Source organism: Mycobacterium sp. 2-64 (genome assembly GCF_035918375.1).
GTDB lineage: Bacteria > Actinomycetota > Actinomycetes > Mycobacteriales > Mycobacteriaceae > Mycobacterium > Mycobacterium intracellulare.
The window spans coordinates 2,078,327-2,100,351 of record NZ_CP142361.1; the positions used below are offsets into that span (position 1 = coordinate 2,078,327).

Consider the following 22,025-nt stretch of genomic DNA (forward strand, 5'->3'; position numbering starts at 1 on the left):
TCGAGCAGCGGCATCTGCGCTGGATTCGCTTCTGGCCCAAGCTGTTTGGCGGCCGGCTGTCCCGTACGGACGGTCATGATTGCTCCGTCACGTCTGCGGTCATGGCTACCAGCACGCGCTTGAACCGTTCGACCAGCTTTTCGATTCTGTCCGCCGTGAACACGTCGGTATCGAATTCGATGCGGAGACCCAGTTCGTGGCCCGGCGCGACTTGCACCGAAAGCGGGTAGTGATTGTATTCGCGGTTCGTAAAGCCAGTTATCTTCAACTCGTCGACGGCCGACAGCGCGGCGGTGTCGATCGGATAGTTCTCGTACACGAACATCGTGTCGAACAACTGGTCGTGTCCCGTTATGCGGTGTATCTCACTCAGAGCCAGGTGCTGGTGGTCAAGCGTCTTGGTGTAGGCGATCTGCAGCTGCTCAAGCAGGTCGGCGGTGGTCGTCTCCGCGCCGATGGTCGCCCGGACCGGGACCGTGTTGATCAACAGACCGACCATCGATTCCGCGCCGGCCAGGTCGGTCGGCCGCCCGGACACCGCGGTGCCGAACACCACGTCGTCCTGTCCGGTCAGCCACGTCAGCAGCAGCGCCCACGCGGCCTGCAGGACGGTGCTGACCGTGGTGTGGTACGAGCGCGCCAGCTCGCCCAACGCCTTCGTGGTCTCCGCGGACACTCGGAACGACTCCGCACCGCGCAGACCGAGCGCTAGGCCCCCCGGGGGTCCCACCAGGCTGGGAGCGCCGAACCCGTCGAGGACCTCACGCCATGCCGTCTGAGCCGCGCCTCGGTCTTGTTCGGACAGCCAGGTGACAAAGCTGCGATACGACGGGGCGGCGGGCAACCGCACACCGTAATAGCTGGCGAAGATTTCCTGCAGCAGGATCGGCTTCGACCAACCGTCGAGCACGATGTGGTGGTTGGTGAGCACGAACCTATACAGATCGTCTGCGGTGCGGATCAAGGCAGCCCGGAACGGCGGCCGGCCCGCCAGATCGCAGACCGCGACGCGCTCGGCGGTGCACAGCTGCTGCACCTGTTCCTCGAGATCGGCGTCTGCCGAGCTGAGCTCGACGTACTGCCAGGCCAGCGCCGGATCGGCGGGCATGACCTGCACCGGTTCGCCGAAGTCTTCGCAGAAACCGGCCACCAGGTTCGGGTGGCGGGTGACGACGGCGTGCACCGCCTCGCGCAAGCGTTGCGGATCAAGGGCACCACTCACGGTGATATCGAGCTGCACCGCATACAAGTCGTCACCGCCGCGCCCGCTGCCGGCGTAGTACAGCAGGCCCTGCTGCAGCGGCGTTAGCGGCAACACATCGCCGATCCGGTACTGCTGCGCCAGCCTGTCGATGTCGCGCTGGGCGAGACGGGCCGGCGCGATGTCGGACGGGGTCAAGCCGCCCCCACCGCCGCGCACGTGCGCGCAGATGCCGGCCAGCGCGTCGAACCACAGCTCGGCGAGCCGGCTGATCTGCTTGTCGTGCAACGCCGAACGCGCCCAGGTCCAGTTGGCCTGCAGCTGCGGGCCGGCCTCGGTGTCCATCGTGCCGGCATTGAGCTCCACGGTATGCGCCAGCGGCATCTCCACGGCGCCCGCGGCGCCGCCCAGCGAGAAACTGTTCTCGCTGAGCCGCCATAGCTCACTGGAGAGCTCGGCCGCACCCCCCAGACGACCTAGGTAGTTGAAGCCGATCACGGGGTCGGACCCACCCAGATCGACCTCGGGGGTGAGGTAGCGCAGCAGCCCGTAGGTCAGCGGATCGGGCAGGGCGCGCAGCTGTTCCTTGGCGTCCTTGATCGCAGTGCCCAGTGCATCCTCACCCGCTATCACCTGTCCCCAGGACAGGCCGCCGGCCGGGCCCCCGAAGTTCAGCGCCACCGGGTACTTGGTGGTGAACCAGCCCACCGTGCGCGACAAGTCGATATGCGGGGCCAGCTCCTCCTGGCGGCCGTGGCCCTCCACATTGATGCCGATCGGGGCGCTGACGCTCAAGAATTGGGTCCACGCCAGCCCGAACGCGATCAGCAGGATGTCCTGCACCCCGGCATGAAACGCCGCCGGGACCGCACCGAGCAGCAGGCGGGTCGTCTCGACATCCAGGGACACCGACAATTGGCCGGCGCTGACGTAGGTGTCCTCCGCCTGTACCGGCGGCAGCACGGCCGGGATCGCCGCCACCTGACGCCACGCCTCGGCCTGGGCCATCACCTCCGCGGTCTGCGCGTACTCGGCCAACAACGACGACCACCGCGCAAACGACGTCCCGGTTGCCGGCAGCGCCACCGGCTGGCCACTGCGATGCTGGGCCCATGCAATGTTGATGTCTTCCAACAGGATTCGCCACGACACGCCATCGACGGCCAGGTGGTGAATGATCAACGCCAACTGGTTGGTCGACTCGGCCCACACCGCGCGCAGCAATGCCCCGGTCCCCGGGTGCAGGCGTGACCGGGCCGCCACCAACGCCTCGGCCGACAGCGCGTCGACGGTGTCCGCGCAGCCGCCGGCATCTACCGTCCCGGCTTCGGGCACCCACAACGACCAGCCGCCGGCGCCGTCGTCGTCGACGCGCAGCCGCAACGCGGCATGCCGGTCAAGCAACGCCTGCAGCACCACCATCGCGTCGCCCTGTGCGACACCGGCAGGAGCTTGCAACACCATCGTCTGGTTGAACTGCTCGACCGGACCCTCGACGCTGTGCAGCCAGCGCATGATCGGGGTAGCCACCACCGGCCCGGTGCCCTCGTCGACCACGCCGCCCTCGCCGTCGGCGACCACCGTGGCGACCTGTGCGAGGCGCGCCGCGGTCTGTTCGACGAAAACGTCACGCGGACGGCACATTACGCCGGCCGCGCGGGCGCGGGCCACGACCTGCATCGACAGGATGCTGTCGCCGCCCAGATCGAAGAACGAATCATCGACACCGACCCGCTGCACACCCAGTACCTGGGCATAGATGCCGGCCAGGATTTCCTCGACCGCGCTCGATGGAGCCCGGTAACGGTCGACATCGGAGTATTCGGGTGCCGGCAGGGCGCCGACATCGAGCTTGCCGTTGACCGTCAAGGGCAGCGCCTCGAGCACGACGATCGCGGTCGGCACCATGTAGGCCGGCAACCGTTCACCCAACTGCGTACGGATCTCGGCCGGGTCGGCGGCCCCGGTGATGTAGCCCACCAGCCGCTTGTCGCCGGGGCGGTCCTCGCGCGCGATCACCGCCACATGATCGACCCCGTCCAGATCGGCGAGGGCCGCCCGGATCTCACCGAGCTCGATGCGATACCCGCGGATCTTGACCTGCTCGTCAGCGCGGCCGACGTAACGCAGCTGTCCGTCGGCGCCCCACGACACCAAATCCCCGGTGCGATACATGCGGGCCCCCGGCTCCCCGAACGGGCACGCCACAAACCGCGTCGAGCTCAATCCCGGCCTGCCCACATACCCCGCGGCCAACCCGGCACCGGCCACGTACAGCTCGCCGACCACCCCGGCGGGGACCTGACGCATCCACCCGTCGAGTACGAAGAAGGCAAGGTGGGTCAACGGCACGCCGATGGGGCTGGCATTGCTGTCGACGTCGCCGTCGAGGATCTCGCGGAACGAAGCGTGCACGGTCGTCTCGGTGATGCCATACAGATTGATCAGACGCGGCAGTCCGGGATGGCGGTTCAGCCACGTCTGCAGACGCTGGGGTTCGAGCGCCTCGCCCCCGAACACCACCGCCTGCAACTTCAGCTGCTGACCCAGCTCCGAGGCGAGCCCATCAGCGGTCTGCAGCGCATAAAACGCGGACGGCGTCTGGCTCAACACGTTGACCTGTTCACGAACCAGTAAGGCGTGCAACTCTTCTGGCGAACGCACCACCGAATCGGGCACCATCACCAACCGCCCGCCGTACAGCAGCGAACCGAAGATCTCCCACACCGCGAAGTCGAATGCCAACGAATGACACTGTGTCCACACCTGTCCCAGCGTCAACTGGGTGTCCAGCGAGTCCAGCAATTGGGTGACGTTGCGATGAGGCACCGCAACACCTTTGGGTGCCCCGGTCGTGCCCGAGGTGTAAATGACGTAGGCGATATCGTCCGCGGCCGGCGGCGCCAACGGCGTCTCGGGCTGGGCCGTCACCGCAGGGTCGTCGATGTCGATGAGCGGCAGGCCCGACCCCTCCAGTCGTGACCGCATGTCCGCGTTGGTGACCATCGCGATAGGCGCAGAATCGCCCAACACGAACTCGATCCGCGCCGCGGGCACCGTCGGATCGATCGGCACATACGCGGCACCGGTTTTGAGCACCGCCAGCATTGCCACCACCGCCTCGGGCGTACGCGGAAGCAACAGGGCCACACGCGTACCCGGGCCCGCACCCTGAGAAATCAGCAAGTGCGCCAACCGATTAGCGGACCCCTCGACCTGACGGTAAGTCCATGACCGATCCCCATAGCTGATCGCCACCGCCTCCGGGTCGCGGACCGTCGCCTGAACGGCGAACAATTCGGGGATCGAGACCGCGGACGCCTCCGGCTCGGCCAGCGCCGGCCGGTTGCCCCACTCGTCGAGGCGGTCGTGCTCGCAGCGGTCGAGCAGATCGATCGACGACAACCGCCGGGCGGGATCGGCGGCCATTGCCACCAGCGCCCGCCGCAAACGGTCGATCAGCGTGTCGATGGCCGCACGGTCAAATGCGTCCGTGTCGAATTCGACGCGAACACTGAGTTCGTGGCCCGGCGTCGCCACCACCGAAAGCGGATAGTGGTTGAATTCGCGGCTGTCGAACGCGGTAACGGCCAGCTCATCGGCGCCCGACAGGGCACCGGCGTCGATCGGATAGTTCTCGTACAGGAACAGCGTGTCGAACAGTTGATCGTGGCCGGTGGCGCGGTGAATCTCAGGGAGAGCCAGATACTCGTACTCGAGGGTTTCGTTGTGGACGCGCTGCAGCTGCTCCAACAGATCGGCGACTGTCGTCCGGGTGGTGGCGTTGGCCCGCACCGGCACCGTGTTGATCATCAGCCCCACAATGGATTCCGAGCCGCGCAGCTCGGTCGGCCTACCGGAGACCGCGGTGCCGAACGCCACATCATGCTGACCGGTCAGCCACATCAGCAGCTGCGCCCACGCGCCCTGCAACACGGTGCTCACGGTGGTGTGGCACGAGCGGGCCAACTCGGTCAGGGACGCCGTGGTCTCGGCGGACATCCGGAAGGAAGCGACGTCGTGGCGCCCTACCTGGCCAGGGGTGCCCACCAATGTCGGCGCGTCGAAGCCCACCATCACGTCGCGCCAAACCGCCTGTGCGGCACTGCGATCCTGTCGATCCAGCCAGCTGACAAAGCTGCGGTACGACGGGGCCGCGGGCAGCCGCTCGCCGTAGTAACTGCCGAACACCTCCCGCATCAGGATCGGCAGCGACCAGCCGTCCGCCACGATGTGGTGAATGGTGAGCACCAACCGGTATTGGTCTTCTGCGACGCGGATCAACGCCGCACGGAACGTCGGCTTGTCAGCCAGGCCGCAGACCGCGGCGCGCTCAGCGGCACACAGGCGTTCCACCTGCTGATCGGCGTCCGCGCCCGCGGGGTCCAACTCGACGTCCTGCCACCCGATCACCGGCTTCGCCGGGATGACCTGCACCGGCTCGCCGAAGTCTTCGCGGAAGCGGGCCAAAAGGTTGGGATGGCGGTTGACCACCGCCTGCACGGCCTCGCGCAGGCGCTGCGCATCGAGGGGGCCGTGGACGGTGATACCGAGCTGCACGGTGTACAGGTCGTCCAGACCCGGCACGAAGCTGGTGTGGAACAGCAGACCCTGCTGCACCGGGGTCAGCGGCAGCACGTCCACGACGTCGCCCTGCGAGCAGAGTTCGTCGATCTGCTGTTGGCTGAGTCGGGCGGGAGCGATATCGGATGGGGTAAGCCCGCCGCCGCCGGCTTTGACGTGCGCGCCGATACCGGCCAGAGCCTCAAACCACAACTGGCTCAGGCGGCCGACCTGCTCGTCGTTCAGCGCCGAGTGCGCCCACGTCCAGTTCGCCTGCAGCTGCGGCCCGGCGTCGGTGTCGATGGTGCCGGCATTGAGCTCCACCGTGTGCGCCAACGGCAGGGGCACCGCCGCAGCCATGCCCGCAAACGACAGGCTGTCCTCGTTGATCCGCCACAAATCGCCGGGCAGGTCGGCACCCGCACCGAGACGGCCCAGGTAGTTGAACCCGATCGTCGGGTCAGACCCACCGAGATCAACCTCTGGGTTCAGGTAGCGCAGCAGACCATAGGTCAGCGGATCGGGCAGGGCGCGCAGCTGTTCCTTGGCGTCCTTGATCAGTGCGCCGAGTGCGGCCCCACCGGTGACCACTTGTGCCCACGACAGGCCACCGACCGTCAGCGCGACCGGATATTTGGTGGTGAACCAGCCCACCGTGCGAGACAGGTCCACGCAGGGAGCCAGCTCCTCGTGGCGCCCGTGACCCTCGACGTCGATACCGATCGGCACAGCCGCGCCGGCGCCGAGAAACTCCGCGAACGCCAGCCCGAAAGCGATCAGCAAGATATCGCCGACCCCGGCGTGGAACGCCGCGGGCACCTCACCCAGCAGCAGGCGGGTTGTCTCGACATCCAGCGACGCCGACAGCTGGCCCGCGGACTCGTAGGTGTCCGCCTCGGGTTGCACCGTCGGCAACGCGGCCGGTATTGCCGCCACCTGTCGCCAGGACTCGGCCTGCGCCACTACCTCGGCGCGGCGCGCATGGTCGGCAAGCAGCGCCGACCACCGCGCAAACGATGTCCCGCCGGCGGGCAACGCCACGGGCCGGCCACCGTGATGCTGTGCCCAGGCGATGTTGAGGTCCTCCAACAGGATTCGCCACGACACCCCGTCCACGGCCAGGTGATGAATGATCAATGCCAGCTCGCCGGTGGACGTCGCCCACACCGCGCTGACCATCACTCCCGCCCCAGGGTTCAACCGCGAGCGGGCCTGTGCCAGCGCCTCATTCGACAACACATCGACGGTATGCAGGCATCCGCGCGCGTCCACCGACCCAGCTTCGGGTGCCTCCAGCGACCAGTCGCCGGCGCCGTCATCGTCGATGCGCAGCCGCAACATCGCATGCCGATCGAGTAGCGCCTGAAGGACAACCGCCACGTCGGCTGCCGTCACACCCGCCGGGGCGGCGACCACCATGGTCTGGTTGAACTCGTCGATCGGGCCCTCGACGTCGCGCAGGCAGCGCATGATCGGAGTGGCCACCACCGGGCCGATTCCCTCGTCGACGACGCCGCCTTCGGCACTGGACACCGTCGCGACCCGCGCCAGTCGCGCCACCGTCTGTTCGACGAAAACGTCACGCGGGCGGCACATCACCCCGGCTGCGCGCGCGCGGGCCACGACCTGCATCGACAGGATGCTGTCGCCGCCGAGGTCGAAGAACGAGTCATCGACCCCTACCCGCTGCATCCCGAGGACTTGGGCGTAGATCTCGGCCAGGATTTGTTCGACCGCGCCGGCCGGGGCCCGGTACTCACCGGCGGTGAATTCGGGTGCGGGCAAGGCACGCTTGTCGAGTTTGCCGTTGGCCGTCAATGGGATTGCCGGCAACACGACCACTGCGGCGGGGACCATGTAGGCGGGGAGCCGATCAGCCAGTGCCGCGCGGATCTCGGCCGGGTCGGCGGTGCCGGTGATGTAACCCACCAGCTGCCTGTTGCCCGGGCGGTCCTCGCGGGCGATGACCGCCGCCTGGTCCACCCCGTCGAGAGCAGCCAGGGCTACCTGGATTTCACCGACTTCGATCCGGTACCCGCGGATCTTGACCTGCTCGTCGGCGCGGCCCAGGTGTCGCAGCTGCCCGTCCGCGCCCCAGGAGACCAGGTCGCCGGTGCGATACATCCGTGTTCCGGGGGCCCCGAACGGGCACGCCACAAAGCGCGACGCGGTCAAACCAGCACGCCGCACATACCCGACGCCCACGCCACGACCGGCCAGGTACAGCTCACCGACCACCCCGGCCGGCACCGGCTGCAACCACTTGTCGAGCACGAACATTGCCGCCCCGGGTATCGGCGACCCGATCGGCACCAGGCCCGGTCCCGGCGTCAGCGGCGTACTCATCGATGCACACACTGTCGCCTCGGTCGGGCCGTAGGCATTGATCATCACCCGCCCGGGTGTCGCCCAACGATCCACGACGTCGGTCGGGCAGGCCTCACCGCCCACCACCAACGCCGTCGACTCCAGCCCTTCCGGTGACAGCATCGCCACCGACGACGGAATCTGAGTCAGGACGCTGACGTGTTCCGCGACCAGCAATGCGTGGAGATCTTCCGGGGACCCGGCGACTGCCTCCGGCACCACCAGCAGCCGCCTACCCCGCAGCAGCGCACCCCAGATATCCCACACCGATAGGTCGAAGGCCGAGGAGTAGCACTGCGCCCACACCCCGCCCGGCGGCAGGAGTTCGTCGAGCGCCTCGATCAGCCACGTGACGTTGTGGTGCGTGATGGCTACGCCCTTGGGTGTTCCGGTGGTACCGGAGGTGTAGATGATGTAGGCGACATTTTCGGGGGCGGGATACGGAAGTGGGGTGCCGGGTTGGGCCTCGATGGAGGGATCGTGGACATCGATGACCGGCAGGTCGGATTTGTCCAGCCGTGAGCGCAGTTCGGCCGTGGTGATCACGGCGGTCGGTGCGGCATCGGCAAGCACGAACTCCATCCGCGCCGACGCATGCGCCGGGTCGATCGGCAGATACGCCGCCCCGGTCTTGAGCACGGCCAGCATCGCCACGATCGCCTCCGCGCTCCGGGGGAAAAGCAGCGCTACACACTGCCCTGGGCCAACCCCACGGCCGGCCAGAAGATGGGCCAACCGGTTCGCGGCCTCATCGAGCCCCCGATACGTCATGGCGCGGCCGTCGAACGTCACCGCTATTGCCTCGGGGGTGCGCTCGGCGTGCTCGGCGAACACCGCCGGAATCGACGCCGACGCGGTTACCGGCCGGGCTGACGCCGCGCGATGCGACCACCTATCGAGCCGGTCGTTCTCTTCCGCATCGAGGATTTCGATCGAGGAGATCGGCCGTTGTGGATCGGCGGTCATTTCCATCAGCACCTGCTGCAGGCGTGCCGCCAGATAGGGAACGCCAAAGCTCGCAAAGGGTTGTCCGACCCCCGCCGTGCTGAGAAACAGCTGATCGGCGGCCCCGATGAAGAACAGGCCGAAGTGCCCGGCCGGGCCGTTGTTGGTGTACGTCGCGGTTGCCGGAGCGCCTCCGAGCTCCAGGGTCAATCGAGATGGGATGAAATTGACACCTACCCGGTTCGATGGCTCTCTGAGGCTGCGGGAGCCGACTTCACCGTCGAGCTGGTGCACCGGAAACCGTTGATGCTTCAGCAATTGTCGTATCTGGACGTCAACGTGCTGACAAAAATCGGCGACCGTTGTCTGCGGTGACGTCTGCAGGACCAGCGGCACAACTCCGGCGAGCATCCCTGGGAGCGTCTTCGACTCGGGACGTACGCGCCGGCTGACCGGGAAATCCAGTGCCACCTCCGAACCGCTTCCCGACCATGCATGCACCACGAGTGCGGACGCCGCGGTGATGACCGAATAGCGACGGATGCGCAGCTTCTTTGCCAACGCTTGCATCCGGGCGACGGCGGTCGCGTCCAATTGGACTGAGGCCGAAGGCGAACACGGGTCCCCGCTGGCGTTGGTCTGGGGGAGCTGATAGTCGTGTCCGCCCTCCGGCGGAAGGTTCTTGCGCCAGTACGCCTCGTCTTCCAGATAGTCGGTGGATGCTTCGTATCCCGACTCGAGGTCAATCAAATCCTGCGCCGAGCCGAAATAGGCGTCGGGAACGGGCGATCCAGCCACCATTGCCGAATAGATGGTGGCAACCCGACGGGACACCAGCGCCATGCCCAACCCGTCCAAAACGATGTGGTGGCAGCAGCCGAACAAGTAAAACTCCTCGGCCTGCGTCTGGAACAGGACGAATCTGAATAGCTGGCCGTTCAACGCCATCGGCGTGCGCTGGATGGAGGAAGCACTCCGACGGACGTCCTGCACGGGATCGAGCGAGCCGGTCAGGTCGTGAAACTCGACCTCGACGTGCGGGCAATCGATCGGCCGTTGGAGCACCTGCCCGTCGACCTCGAAGAATGAAACCCGGAGCGGCTCGGCTTCCGATACCGCTTGGCGGATCGCCCGCTCGAGGACATCCCGGCGTATCGAGCCTTCGATCTTTATCAACAGGCCGAGCTGCCAATCCGTGCCGGCATAGCCCGATTCATGCGAGAGCCAGATGTCCAGTTGTCCGCGTGTCAGCGGTAACGCCAGGCCATCACGCCCCATCGACTCCCCCAGAGCTCCACCCACTCGCCCCGCTTACCTCGAGTGGTTACTGGTCAAAATCCTGCCCGTCGTCTGCTCGTCGCGCAGAGATTTCGGCCGAATGTCGGGCCAATTCTTCTCGATGCGAATGCTGAAACGCCGCGCGTCGGCTCCCGTAGCGGCCATCCGCCCTCCAGCTGGACCACCGGCGAAGCCGCCGCTGGGACATGTGAATCCGGTTGAGGGGCAAGCGGATTGGGATCGAGACCGAGGCGCGGACCGGTTCCGCAGGAGGTTCCTGACGGCGTCACGACTGGGCGATCGCACAGGATGCGTTCGGCGCGACGTGAACGATCAGCTGGCCGGATTCGGGCCCGGATCGGTGTGACGGTCGCCAACCGTGCCGGGAGATAACAGTGTCGCCGCGTATCGGCGATTTTGCGAACGTGCGGGGCGGACCACGGTTACACTCCGTTTCGATTCGGGGGATTTACCGCCGGCGACGCACCTGATCTCGGGCGATCAACGTGAGCGCAGGCACCGGTAGGACGTGGGTGTTGAGTTTCGCCATTGGGAGGGGCGTCAATGAACCGACGATCGGATTATGTCTTCACTGAACTCAGCCATCACACGGACGACTGCGTGCCGGTAATACAACAATATCTTGATTTTCTTGTCCGTGGTGACGGTCGAAAAGCTCATTGTCCATTCACCGAGACGATGCTCGGAAAGCGCCAATTCTACTACGATACGAGCGATTTTCTCCTGGATGAGGAGGAATTTTTCCGGGCTATCGCGGAGATGCGTGAATTTCACGCTAGACATTCTGATCGTTATTTGGTTGTCGGGGTGGCGTATCAGAATGTCGATAATTTCCGGCAAGCGGTCGCTGCCCAAGGTGAAGTGTGGCGACAGAAAATGAGGCTCGAGCTTATAGCCGCTGGCCTGACGATTGCCTGGACTCATCCGAAAAATCCACTCGGCACCCATACGGATCGCGATAAGCCTGTCGAGCCTCTTTGGGTGAGCGATATTCCACTTCTTATGCTCAGGAATCTCGACAAGGGCGATGAACCGTTCATGGTGAGCGCCGATTCCAAGACCGCGTTCGTGCTGGGCATGAAATATCGCGAATCAATACCAATCGCGATACGTCCTGGCGCGATGAGTCCGCAGCTGGAATCGCACTATAAGTTGAACGCTCTGGCGGATCTCATGAATCATGTTCGACTTTCCTCCGTCAGATCGGTAACGGCCGATTTGGCCGGAGACCTCACGGTGCTTTTGAAAAGCGGAAAAACCTGCGCGCATGCGTGGAGTCCCGAGCCCGCGATATCGGAGGTAATGCAAAATGCTTGAGCTTCCGTGCACCCGGATTGTCGAAAGGCGGGAACGCCCCGTCGATCTGAAGTGACCAACTTTTGGGGCAGGAAAGCTTAGCAACTTCGACCTGAGGGGAGCGCCAGGCGACGACATCTGGAAATCAACCATGAACGCCGCTTTCCGGCAGTAACAACGTTGCTTTTTAGCGACTAGGTCACAAACGTTTGTCCTGGTGAACGCCCCGGTGTAATCCGGGCGGACATCCTGCGTCATCGCAATCCCCATGGACAGAGAAAGACTCGATTGATTCTGCGCGGCAAGGAGGACGTGAATGTACTTACGCTCAACCGCGTGGATCCGTGCGCAAAGGCTTACGTATAGCCGCGCATTTATTGTGTTCACCCGCATGTCGAAATCGGCAAATAACTTATTGCGCGAAGAAGTTTGACTAGCAAAGTCGGAACAAGGTGGTGCCACATGGTCTTCTATGCAGTGCATCGGCGGCGTATTCCTCGTCGGGCGCCGTGGTGACGGGGGTCGAAATGCTTGCCGCCACAGAGCTAAGGTCACGGGGCGCCGGTGATGTGGCCGCAATTCCGCGGGGCTTCCCAGCTCCCAGGTTCGTGCGGCCGACCATTGCGGTGCCGACCGTGCTGGTCTGGCTTGGGTCGCTCGTTGCGTGGTTGGGGGCGACGGCGGCGGTTCTGTGCGGAGTGAGTCGTTGGTGGTTGGTGGTCACCATCGTCGTTCAGGGTCTCGTAACGTTTTCCATGTTCTCGGTGCTGCACGAAGCGATTCACCACACCGTCGGCCGGCCAAAGTGGATCAACCAGGTATTCGGTCGCTTGTCGATGCCGTTCGTCTCATTGTTCGGAACTTTCCCCATGCTCGCGTATACGCATCTGGCGCACCATCGCAACACCAACGAAGGTATCCATGAGGATCCGGACGCGTGGAGTCTCACGGGTCCGCGTTGGCAGCTGCCGTTGCGCTGGTTGACGATCGATGCCTGGTATTGCCGCTTTTACTTAATGCGCCTGCGCCGGCGCCCCCGTAAGGAAGCTGTGGGATTTGCCCTATACCTCACTCTGGCCCTTGCCTTCGTAACCACCATCCTGATTCTCGGCTACTGGCGAGAGCTGGTGCTTATCTATTTCATCCCACAGCGGATCGGCATGGTCATCCTCGCGTGGTGGTTTGACTGGCTGCCTCATCACGGTCTTGTTCCGATAAAGACCAATCGATTCCAGGTCACCCGCGCTCGGGTTGGCTGGGAGCGTGTTCTGTGTCTGTTATTGATGTATCAGAACTACCACGTAGTTCATCACCTCCATACTGCGATTCCTTTCTACCTGTACGTAAAGGCATGGCGGGCCGCAGAATCGGAGTATCTGGATCGAAACGTGCCGATCAGCACCGCGTGGGGCCAGGACATGACGCCTTCGGAGTACCGCAGATGGCGGGGGGTCAGTAGCGGCATCGTCGAAGCGGATCGCGGAGATCGGTGGGTAGCGGTTCGACCACACCTCGACGCGGCTGGCGCACCCCCGCCCTCATCATCCCGGCGGCGCAACGGACCGCCCGGCCCCTGTCCCGGCGGCGCGAAATCGTCCTTCTCGCACCGCTTGCCGCGACGTTAGGAACTCAGCGCGAAGCTCTGGCCTGAAGAAGGGCGGGGCAGAGAGTGTTCAGCGTGGGGACGACGGCGCGGCGATCGCGGTCAGGTTCCACTTGTCCAGCCACGGCCGCACCAACTCGGCGACGGAGAATTTGGCGCGGGCGGCGCACCCGGCCTTGGGCGTGTAAGGATCACCGCCGCGGATGAGGATGCCGACGGCGCTGACTGTGCCGTCGCGTTCGTAGTGGTACACCGGCCCACCCGAATCGCCGCACTGGCCACTCGCCAGGAACACGACCTTGCTGGCGGTGATCTCCACGATCTGCCCGCAGGCGTCCGCGCCCGAACCCATGCCGAACTTGCACAACTGTTGTCCGACTTGAAGATTGGTGGCGACGCCGGTGACCGGTAGCGACGCGGCGACCGCCGCGGACTGGGGAACGTTGTCAGCGTCGAGCGTGATCAGGCCGATGTCGTGCTGTTCGTCGTGGACCCCCTCGCTGATCGTCTCGGTGAACGTGCCCAGCGTGGTGTAGGGAAGGACCCCGCCCAGGTTCATCGTCACCTTGCTCCGCTGACCGGGCCGATTGCAGTGACCGGCGGTGAGGATCCCGGCCCGGCCGCCCCCGGTATGCACCAAAAATCCTGCGGTGCAACCCATTCCACCGGATCCGTCGGCATACTCGACGTAAATGCCAGCACCCGGGCCGATGGCGCTGGCCGCGGGCAGATCGATCGGCGCCAGGGTCGGCGGCGGCGGTAGGGGAGGCTGCCGCGCCGGGGTCGCGGCCCTGGGGTACAGGCAGACGGCCGCCACCAGGGCGGCGGTGCTGCACACCGCCGCCAGGATGAGCAGTGTGGTGTGCAGCTTGGCGCGCTGCGGCACATCGGAGAAACGGCTCTTCGGCTTGCGCCGGCGCTGGTCCCGGCTGGGCAGAAAGCCCAACACGGCCAGCACCGCCAACACCAGGGCACTGAGCGGCAGCGCGACGGTACGAGCCGGCGAATAAGGCGACCCCCAGCTGGCGAACTCCAGCGCGTACACGCCCCCCATTAGATCGGTCTTTGCCGCCTCGCGCGGCGCTCTCGACAGAGTTGGTGGATCAGCCGACGGTGGCCGGCTCGGGGGAGGGTTCGTCATCGACGCGACGGTGTGCGCGGCGGTGGTGCCGACGGAAGTGGCGGACCTCGATGATCAAGCCCGCCAGGCCAAGCGCGCTGGTGATCGCCGACACCAGGTAAAGCAGCGAGCTCGGGTGACCGGCCAGCGCGTCGCCGAGGACGACGACGGCGGTGGTGCCGGGCAGCAGGCCGGCCAGCGTCGCCAGGCCGTACGGCAGCACCCGCACGCTCGACGCGCCGGCGGCGTAGTTCAGCGCCGAGAACGGCACCGCCGGAATCAATCGCAGCGACACGATCGCCAGCCAGCCCCGCTGCCGCAGCCGTTCTTCCACCGTGTCGATCGATCGGTGGCGCACCAGGCGGTTCAACCGCCACCCGAGCGCCCGCACCAACAGCAGGGCGATCATCGCGCTCGCCGTGCTGGCGACCACCGCGATGGCGACGCCCAGCAGCGGGCCGAAGAGCAACCCGGCCGCCAGCGTGAACGCGGTCCGCGGGATGGGCACCACCGTCACGACGATGTGGGCGACCAAGAACGCCAGCGGGAACCACGGTCCGAGGGACTGCGCCCAGTCGCGCATCTGCACCGGCGAGGGCAGCGGAAGCCACGACGCCAGCACCAGCAGCGCTGTGATGCCCACCACTGTCCAGACGATCCGCGACCGAGACACACTTCGCGCCGCCGCGCCGATGGCGCAGCCGAGATCGCGAAGCGTCGCGGTGATTTTGCTGGTGGCGGAACCCGTCACGGCATCCAAGGTTACGGGGCGCAGATGAATTGGGCGTTGCCCGCGGCTGGCGTTTCGTCCAGAACCCGGTCGGGTGGCGGCGCCTGGCGGTTTTTAGCGGAGAGCTCCCATCAATTAGCCTCAATAGCTAAGTGGTATCCCCAAAGCTGTAGCCCAAATGCTGGGAAAAGGGAGCAATCGGTGTCCATTGATGTACCCGAGCTCGCCGGCCTAGAACAGGTTCGCGGGCGTTGGCGCAGTGCGGTCGCCGGAGTGCTGGCCAAGAGCACCCGGAAGGACCCCGAGCAGTTGGGGGACGCGCCGGAGCGCCTGCTGGAGACCCCGACGTACGACGGGATCGCGATTCGCGCGCTCTACACCGCGCTCGACGAGCTTCCCGAACCGCCGCTGCCGGGCGAGTGGCCCTACGTGCGAGGCGGCGACGCGCTGCGCGACGTCAAGACCGGCTGGCGGGTCGCCGAGGCGTTCCCGGCCACCCCGGTGCCCGGCGTCGCGGCGGCCGACGTCAACTCCGCGGTCCTCGACGCGCTCGGCAACGGGGCCAGCGCCCTGGTGCTGCGGATCGGGGAGTCGGGCGTGGCGCCCGGCCAGCTGGCCGACGCGCTGCAGGGCGTCTACCTGAGCATGGCGCCGCTGATCCTCGAAGCCGGCGCCGACTACGCGGCGGCCAGCGACGTGGCGCTGGCGCTGGCCGACGGGGTGGAACCCGACCAGCGCGCCACCGTGTCGATCGACCTCGGCGGCGACCCGCTGACCGCGGCGCTCAGTGAGCGTGCCGCCCCGAAGATCGAGGACGTGGTCGCCGTCGCCAAGCGGGCCGCCGAGCACACCGGCGTGCGGGCGATCACCGTCGACGGACCCGCGTTCCACAATCTGGGCGCCAACGCGACCTGGGAGCTGGCCGCCGGCGTCGCGGCCGCGGTGAGTTACCTGCGGGTGCTCACCGAGGCGGGGATGCCGATCGGCCGGGCGTTGCGCCAGATCAGCTTCCGGTTCGCCGCCGACGACGACCAGTTCATGACGATCGCCAAGTTCCGCGCGGCGCGCAACCTGTGGGCGCGGGTCGCCGAGGTCGTCGGCGATCCCGATGCCGGTGCGGCCGTCATCCACGCCGAGACGTCGCTGCCGATGATGACGCAGCGCGACCCCTGGGTGAACATGCTGCGCTGCACCCTGGCCGCCTTCGGTGCCGGCGTCGGCGGCGCCGACTCGCTGCTGGTGTTCCCCTTCGACGTGGCGATCGACGGCGGATTCCCGGACACCGCAACCAGTTTCGCGCGGCGAATCGCCCGCAACACCCAGCTGCTGCTGCTCGAGGAGTCGCACGTGGGTCGCGTGCTGGACCCGGCCGGCGGGTCATGGTTCGTCGAGGACCTCACCGCCCGGCTGGCCGAACAGGCCTGGCAGCACTTCCAGGCCATCGAGGCGCACGGCGGATTCACCGAGGCCGTCGATTTCATCGCCGCCCAGATCGGCGAGATCGCGGCCCGCCGCAGCGACGACATCGCGCACCGCCGCACGGCGATCACGGGTGTCAACGAGTTCCCGAACCTCACCGAACCGCCGCTGCCGCAAAGCGACTCGTCGTATTCGCCGCTCGCCGCCGGGAAGCTGGTGCGTTACGCCGCGGAGTTCGAAGCGCTGCGCGACCGCTCCGACGCCTTCGTGGCCCGCACCGGCTCGCGCCCCCGAGTGCTGTTGCTGCCGCTGGGCCCGTTGGCCGAGAACAACATTCGGGCAACCTTCGCGTCGAACCTGTTGGCCTCCGGGGGCATCGAGGCGGTCAACCCCGGAACCGTCGACGCCGCCGGCGTCGCGGCGGCCGTGGCCGAGGCGGGGGCGCCGACGGTGGCGGTCATCTGCGGCACCGACAAGCGCTACCAGGACGAGGCGTCCGGCGTCGTGCAGGCGGCGCGCGCCGCCGGCATCGACCGGGTGTATCTGGCCGGGCCCGAAAAGGCCGTGGCCGACGCCGAGAACCAACCGGACCAATTCCTGACCGCGAAAATCAATGCGGTCGAAGCACTGTCGGATCTGCTCACGAGGCTGGGGGCGTAGCCAGTTATGACGACCACTGCACCTGCTGTCGGCAGCTTCGCCGATGTGCCGCTGCACAGCGAACGGACCATAAAACCGGCGACCGAAGCCGCCGTCGAAGAACACGTCGCCGCGGCCGCGGCCGCGCACTGGTACACGCCCGACCAACTGCAATGGCACACACCGGAAGACATCGACGTCAAACCGGTCTACATCGCCGCCGACCGCGCCGCGGTCGAGGCCGACGGCTATCCACTGCACAGCTTCCCCGGCGAACCGCCGTTCGTGCGCGGACCGTACCCGACGATGTATGTCAACCAGCCGTGGACGATTCGGCAGTACGCCGGGTTCTCCACCGCCGCCGAATCCAACGCCTTCTACCGACGCAACCTGGCGGCCGGGCAGAAGGGCCTGTCGGTGGCGTTCGACCTGGCCACCCACCGCGGGTACGACTCCGACCACCCGCGCGTGCAGGGTGACGTCGGAATGGCCGGTGTGGCAATCGATTCCATCCTCGACATGCGGCAGCTGTTCGACGGCATCGACCTGTCGACGGTGTCGGTGTCGATGACCATGAACGGCGCGGTGCTGCCGATCCTGGCGCTGTACGTGGTGGCCGCCGAGGAGCAGGGTGTTCCGCCGGAGAAGCTGGCCGGCACCATCCAGAACGACATCCTCAAAGAGTTCATGGTGCGCAACACCTACATCTATCCGCCCAAGCCGTCGATGCGCATCATCTCCGACATCTTTGCCTACACCAGCGCCAAGATGCCGAAGTTCAACTCCATCTCGATCTCCGGGTACCACATCCAGGAGGCCGGTGCCACAGCGGATTTGGAGCTGGCCTACACCCTGGCCGACGGGGTGGACTACATCAAGGCCGGCCTGGACGCCGAGCTCGACATCGACAAGTTCGCGCCGCGGCTGTCCTTCTTCTGGGGCATCGGGATGAACTTCTTCATGGAGGTCGCCAAGCTGCGGGCGGGCCGGCTGTTGTGGAGCGAGCTGGTCTCCCAGTTCGACCCGAAGAGCGCCAAATCGCTGTCGCTGCGCACACATTCGCAGACCTCGGGCTGGTCGCTGACCGCGCAGGACGCCTTCAACAACGTCGCCCGCACCTGCATCGAGGCGATGGCCGCCACCCAGGGGCACACGCAGTCGCTGCACACCAACGCGCTGGACGAGGCGCTGGCGTTGCCCACCGACTTCTCCGCCCGCATCGCCCGCAACACCCAGCTGGTGCTGCAGCAGGAGTCGGGCACCACGCGGCCCATCGACCCGTGGGCGGGCTCGTATTACGTGGAATGGCTGACCCATCAGCTCGCGCAGAAGGCCCGCGCCCACATCGCCGAGGTCGCCGAGCACGGCGGCATGGCCCAGGCCATCAGCGACGGGATCCCCAAGCTGCGCATCGAGGAGGCGGCCGCGCGCACGCAGGCCCGCATCGACTCCGGGATCCAGCCGGTGATCGGGATCAACAAGTACCAGGTCGAGGAGGACCAGGAGGTCGAGGTCCTCAAGGTCGAGAACAGCCGGGTGCGCGCCGAGCAGCTGGCCAAGCTCAAGGAGCTGCGGGAAAGCCGCGACCAGCAGGCCGTCGACGCCGCGCTCGCCGAGTTGTCACGCGCCGCGGCCGCGCACGGTCGTGCGGGTGAGGACGGGCTGGGCAACAACCTGCTGGCGCTGGCCATCGACGCGGCCCGCGCCAAGGCCACCGTCGGCGAGATCTCCGACGCGCTGGAGAAGGTCTATGGCCGTCACCAGGCGGAGATCCGTACCATCGCCGGCGTTTACCGCGACGAAGCTGGAAAGGCCGGAAACATGGCCAGCGCAACCGAACTGGTCGAGAAGTTCGCCGAGGCCGACGGCCGCCGCCCCAGGATCCTGGTGGCCAAGATGGGGCAGGACGGCCACGACCGGGGCCAGAAGGTGATCGCGACGGCGTTCGCCGACATCGGCTTCGACGTGGACGTCGGATCGCTGTTCTCCACGCCCGAGGAGGTGGCCCGCCAGGCCGCCGACAACGACGTGCACGTGGTGGGGGTGTCCTCGCTGGCCGCCGGTCACCTGACGCTGGTGCCGGCGCTGCGCGACGCGCTCAAAGAGGTGGGGCGGCCCGACATCATGGTGGTGGTGGGCGGCGTCATCCCGCCCGGCGATTTCGACGAGCTTTACGAGGCCGGGGCCGCCGCCATCTTCCCGCCCGGCACGGTGATCGCCGACGCCGCAATCGGCTTGCTGCACAAGCTCGCTGAGCGGCTGGGTTACGACCTCTAATGATGCGCGCGAGACGGCAACTACCGACGGGGTTACTCGGGAAATGCGTCGCCAGTTGCGATCTCGCGGTGTGGAAATGAACCCAGAGCAGCTGGCCAAGGCGGTCCGCGGCGGTGACCGCGCGGCGCTGCCGCGCGCCATCACCCTGCTGGAGTCCACCCGCAAGGACCATCAGGAGAAGGCGCAGCGGCTGCTGTTGGAGCTGACGCCGGACTCGGGCAAGGCGCACCGGGTGGGGATCACCGGGATTCCCGGGGTGGGCAAGTCCACCACCATCGAGGCCCTCGGCATGCACCTGATCGAACTGGGCCATCGCGTGGCGGTGTTGGCCGTCGACCCGTCGTCGACGCGCACCGGCGGCTCGATCCTCGGTGACAAAACCCGGATGGCGCGCCTGGCGATGCACCCGGATGCATACATTCGGCCGTCGCCCACGTCGGGCACCCTGGGCGGGGTGGCCAAGGCCACCCGCGAGACGTCGGTGCTGCTGGAGGCCGCCGGGTTCGACGTGGTCCTGATCGAGACCGTCGGCGTCGGGCAGTCCGAGGTGGCCGTGGCCAACATGGTCGACACCTTCGTGTTGCTGACCCTGGCGCGCGGGGGCGACCAGCTGCAGGGCATCAAAAAGGGCGTGCTGGAGCTGGCCGACATCGTGGTGGTGAACAAGGCCGATGGGAATCACCTGCCCGAGGCGCGGTCGGCCGCCCGCGAGCTGTCCGGGGCGATCAGGCTGATATATCCGCGCGAAACCCTTTGGCGCCCGCCCGTTCTCACGATGAGCGCCGCGGAGGGAACCGGCCTCGACGAACTGTGGGAGACCGTCGAACGCCATCGTCAGGTGCTCAGCGAGGCGGGGGAGTTCGAGGCGCGCCGCCGCGGCCAGTTGGTCGACTGGACCTGGCAGATGGTGCGCGACACGGTGCTGGACCGGCTGGCCTCCAACCCGGCGGTGCGCAAGATCCGGGCCGACGTCGAGCGGAAGGTCAAGGCGGGGGAGCTAACCCCGGCGCTGGCCGCCCAGCAAATATTGACGGCCGCGTCTGGCTAACGGATAGGTAAATAATCGGGGGGTTTCGCTCCTGCCCGGTGTGTAATCCAAGTAAATTCAAAAGTGTGACGGTGGATAGCCGAGTCAATCGCCGCGCGGTCCGTGTCCACGATGACCTTGACGCAGGTCACCGTGTGTCCGGCGCGGCGGACTCACACTTCGGGTGCGTCGTTCGTAGCTTTTCCAGCATGTTTCCCGCCCGCCGGTTCGGTGGCGGGGCGTTGGCCGTCTATGTGGACGGCCAGCCCGTCGTGGACGTCTGGACGGGGTTTGCCGACCGGGCCGGGCAGCGGCCGTGGTCGGAGAACACCGCCCCGATGGTGTTCTCCGCGACCAAGGGAATGGCCGCCACCGTCATCCACCGACTCGCTGACCGGGGGCTGATCGACTACGACGCCCCGGTCGCCGAGTATTGGCGCGAGTTCGCCGCCAACGGCAAGGCCGACATGACCGTGCGCCAGGTAATGAGCCACCAGGCCGGCCTCTCGGGGCTGCGCGGCGCCACCAAGGAAGACCTCCTCGATCACGTGGTGATGGAGGAGCGGCTGGCGGCGGCGGCGCCCGGGCGGCTGTTCGGCAAATCCGCATACCACGCGCTGACCTTCGGCTGGCTAATGTCGGGTCTGGGCCGGGCGGTGACCGGTAAAGGGATGCGCACGCTGATTCGCGAGGAACTGGCCGAGCCGCTGGGCGTCGACGGCCTGTACCTGGGCCGGCCGCCGGCCGGATGCCCGACGCGGGTCGCCGAGATCGTCGCGCCGCAGAACCTGCTGGGCAGTTCGCTCGTCAACTACGTCTCCCGCAAGGTCGCCAACGAGCTCTCCGGCGGCTTCCGGTCCATCTATTTCCCGGGCATGGTCGCCGCGGTGCAGGGCGACACCCCGCTGCTCGACGCCGAGATCCCCGCGGCCAACGGTGTGGCCACGGCGCGCGGCCTGGCGCGGATGTACGGCGCCATCGCCAACGGTGGCGAGGTCGACGGCATCCGATTCCTCTCCCGCGACCTGACGGCAGGCCTGACGGGCGAGCGCAGCCTGCGGCCGGACCGAAACATCTACGTGCCGTTGGCATTCCACCTCGGCTATCACAGTCTGCCGATCGGCGGCGTGATGCCCGGCTTCGGTCACGTCGGGATGGGCGGTTCGGTCGGATGGGCCGACCCGGCCTCGGGGGTGGCGTTCGCGCTGGTGCACAACCGTCTGTTGACGCCGCTCGTGATGAGTGACCACGCGGCGTTCGTCGGGATCTATGCGCTGATCCGCAGGGCCGCGGACAAGGCCCGCAAACGCGGATTCCGCCCGGTCACCGAGTTCGGGGCGCCGTTCTGCGAGCCGGGGGCCGTCGCGGGCTGAAAGCGCGCGGACAGTGAGTTCCGGCGATGCAAATGACCGCGTAATTTACACGGGGCGCTTAAATCGACTCGCCGGTTCGAATGACGGTGGTCGAATGCCCATGTGCGGTTGTTCGCATGCGATGTAATCTGTGCTGGATGTTTGCTCAGTTCATTCCCGCAAATTG

8 protein-coding genes and 1 pseudogene are annotated in these 22,025 nt (G+C 66.7%); 6 read left to right on the forward strand and 3 right to left on the reverse strand.

All coding sequences use genetic code 11. The annotated features are described in order from the left end of the window. Window positions 1-73: 73 nt before the first annotated feature. The gene (locus tag QGN31_RS10220) at window positions 74-10,354 is read right to left on the reverse strand and encodes a non-ribosomal peptide synthetase (protein WP_014942423.1); all 10,281 of its coding nucleotides are present in this window, start codon (window positions 10,352-10,354) and stop codon (window positions 74-76) included. A gap of 564 nt (window positions 10,355-10,918) precedes the next feature. Here QGN31_RS10220 and QGN31_RS10225 point away from each other — a divergent pair. Together QGN31_RS10225 and QGN31_RS10230 are read left to right on the forward strand one after the other, a co-directional pair. Then, window positions 10,919-11,692, forward strand: coding sequence for a hypothetical protein (locus QGN31_RS10225; RefSeq protein WP_014385183.1), 774 nt, complete (start codon window positions 10,919-10,921; stop codon window positions 11,690-11,692). A gap of 695 nt (window positions 11,693-12,387) precedes the next feature. Then, a complete protein-coding gene (locus tag QGN31_RS10230; RefSeq protein WP_326544698.1) occupies window positions 12,388-13,296 on the forward strand; it encodes a fatty acid desaturase in 909 nt (302 codons plus the stop codon). Window positions 13,297-13,344: 48 nt separating this feature from the next. Here QGN31_RS10230 and QGN31_RS10235 read toward each other — a convergent pair whose 3' ends face one another. Next, window positions 13,345-14,328: a S1 family peptidase gene (locus tag QGN31_RS10235; RefSeq protein ID WP_201409411.1), complete on the reverse strand. Its 984-nt coding sequence runs from the start codon at window positions 14,326-14,328 to the stop codon at window positions 13,345-13,347. A 49-nt stretch (window positions 14,329-14,377) separates the two neighbouring features. Further along, complete coding sequence (locus QGN31_RS10240) at window positions 14,378-15,145, reverse strand: TVP38/TMEM64 family protein (protein WP_095580255.1); 768 nt, start codon at window positions 15,143-15,145, stop codon at window positions 14,378-14,380. Between the two features lie 180 nt (window positions 15,146-15,325). On the opposite strand from QGN31_RS10240, the gene mutA reads away from it, so the two are divergent. The 4 genes and pseudogenes from mutA to QGN31_RS10260 all read left to right on the forward strand — a co-directional run bounded on the left by mutA (window position 15,326) and on the right by QGN31_RS10260 (window position 21,859). After that, entirely contained in the window at window positions 15,326-17,203 is a 1,878-nt protein-coding gene (gene mutA / locus QGN31_RS10245) for a methylmalonyl-CoA mutase small subunit (protein ID WP_014942418.1), read from the forward strand. Window positions 17,204-17,209: 6 nt separating this feature from the next. Beyond that, on the forward strand, window positions 17,210-19,459 hold the full coding sequence (scpA, locus tag QGN31_RS10250) for a methylmalonyl-CoA mutase (protein ID WP_009953287.1): 2,250 nt from the start codon (window positions 17,210-17,212) through the stop codon (window positions 19,457-19,459). A 76-nt stretch (window positions 19,460-19,535) separates the two neighbouring features. Next, window positions 19,536-20,518 (forward strand): annotated as a pseudogene (gene meaB / locus QGN31_RS10255) (methylmalonyl Co-A mutase-associated GTPase MeaB). A gap of 54 nt (window positions 20,519-20,572) precedes the next feature. Further along, window positions 20,573-21,859 (forward strand): serine hydrolase domain-containing protein, encoded by a 1,287-nt coding sequence (locus QGN31_RS10260; protein WP_043955051.1) that lies wholly within the window; start codon window positions 20,573-20,575, stop codon window positions 21,857-21,859. Window positions 21,860-22,025: the final 166 nt, after the last annotated feature.

Bases quoted from the DNA above. Each gene is read 5' to 3' on its own strand.
- QGN31_RS10225 (WP_014385183.1), top strand. From the start codon at position 10,919: ATGAACCGACGATCGGATTATGTCTTCACTGAACTCAGCCATCACACG.
- scpA (WP_009953287.1), top strand. From the start codon at position 17,210: ATGACGACCACTGCACCTGCTGTCGGCAGCTTCGCCGATGTGCCGCTG.
- QGN31_RS10220 (WP_014942423.1), bottom strand. From the start codon at position 10,354: ATGGGGCGTGATGGCCTGGCGTTACCGCTGACACGCGGACAACTGGAC.
- QGN31_RS10235 (WP_201409411.1), bottom strand. From the start codon at position 14,328: ATGGGGGGCGTGTACGCGCTGGAGTTCGCCAGCTGGGGGTCGCCTTAT.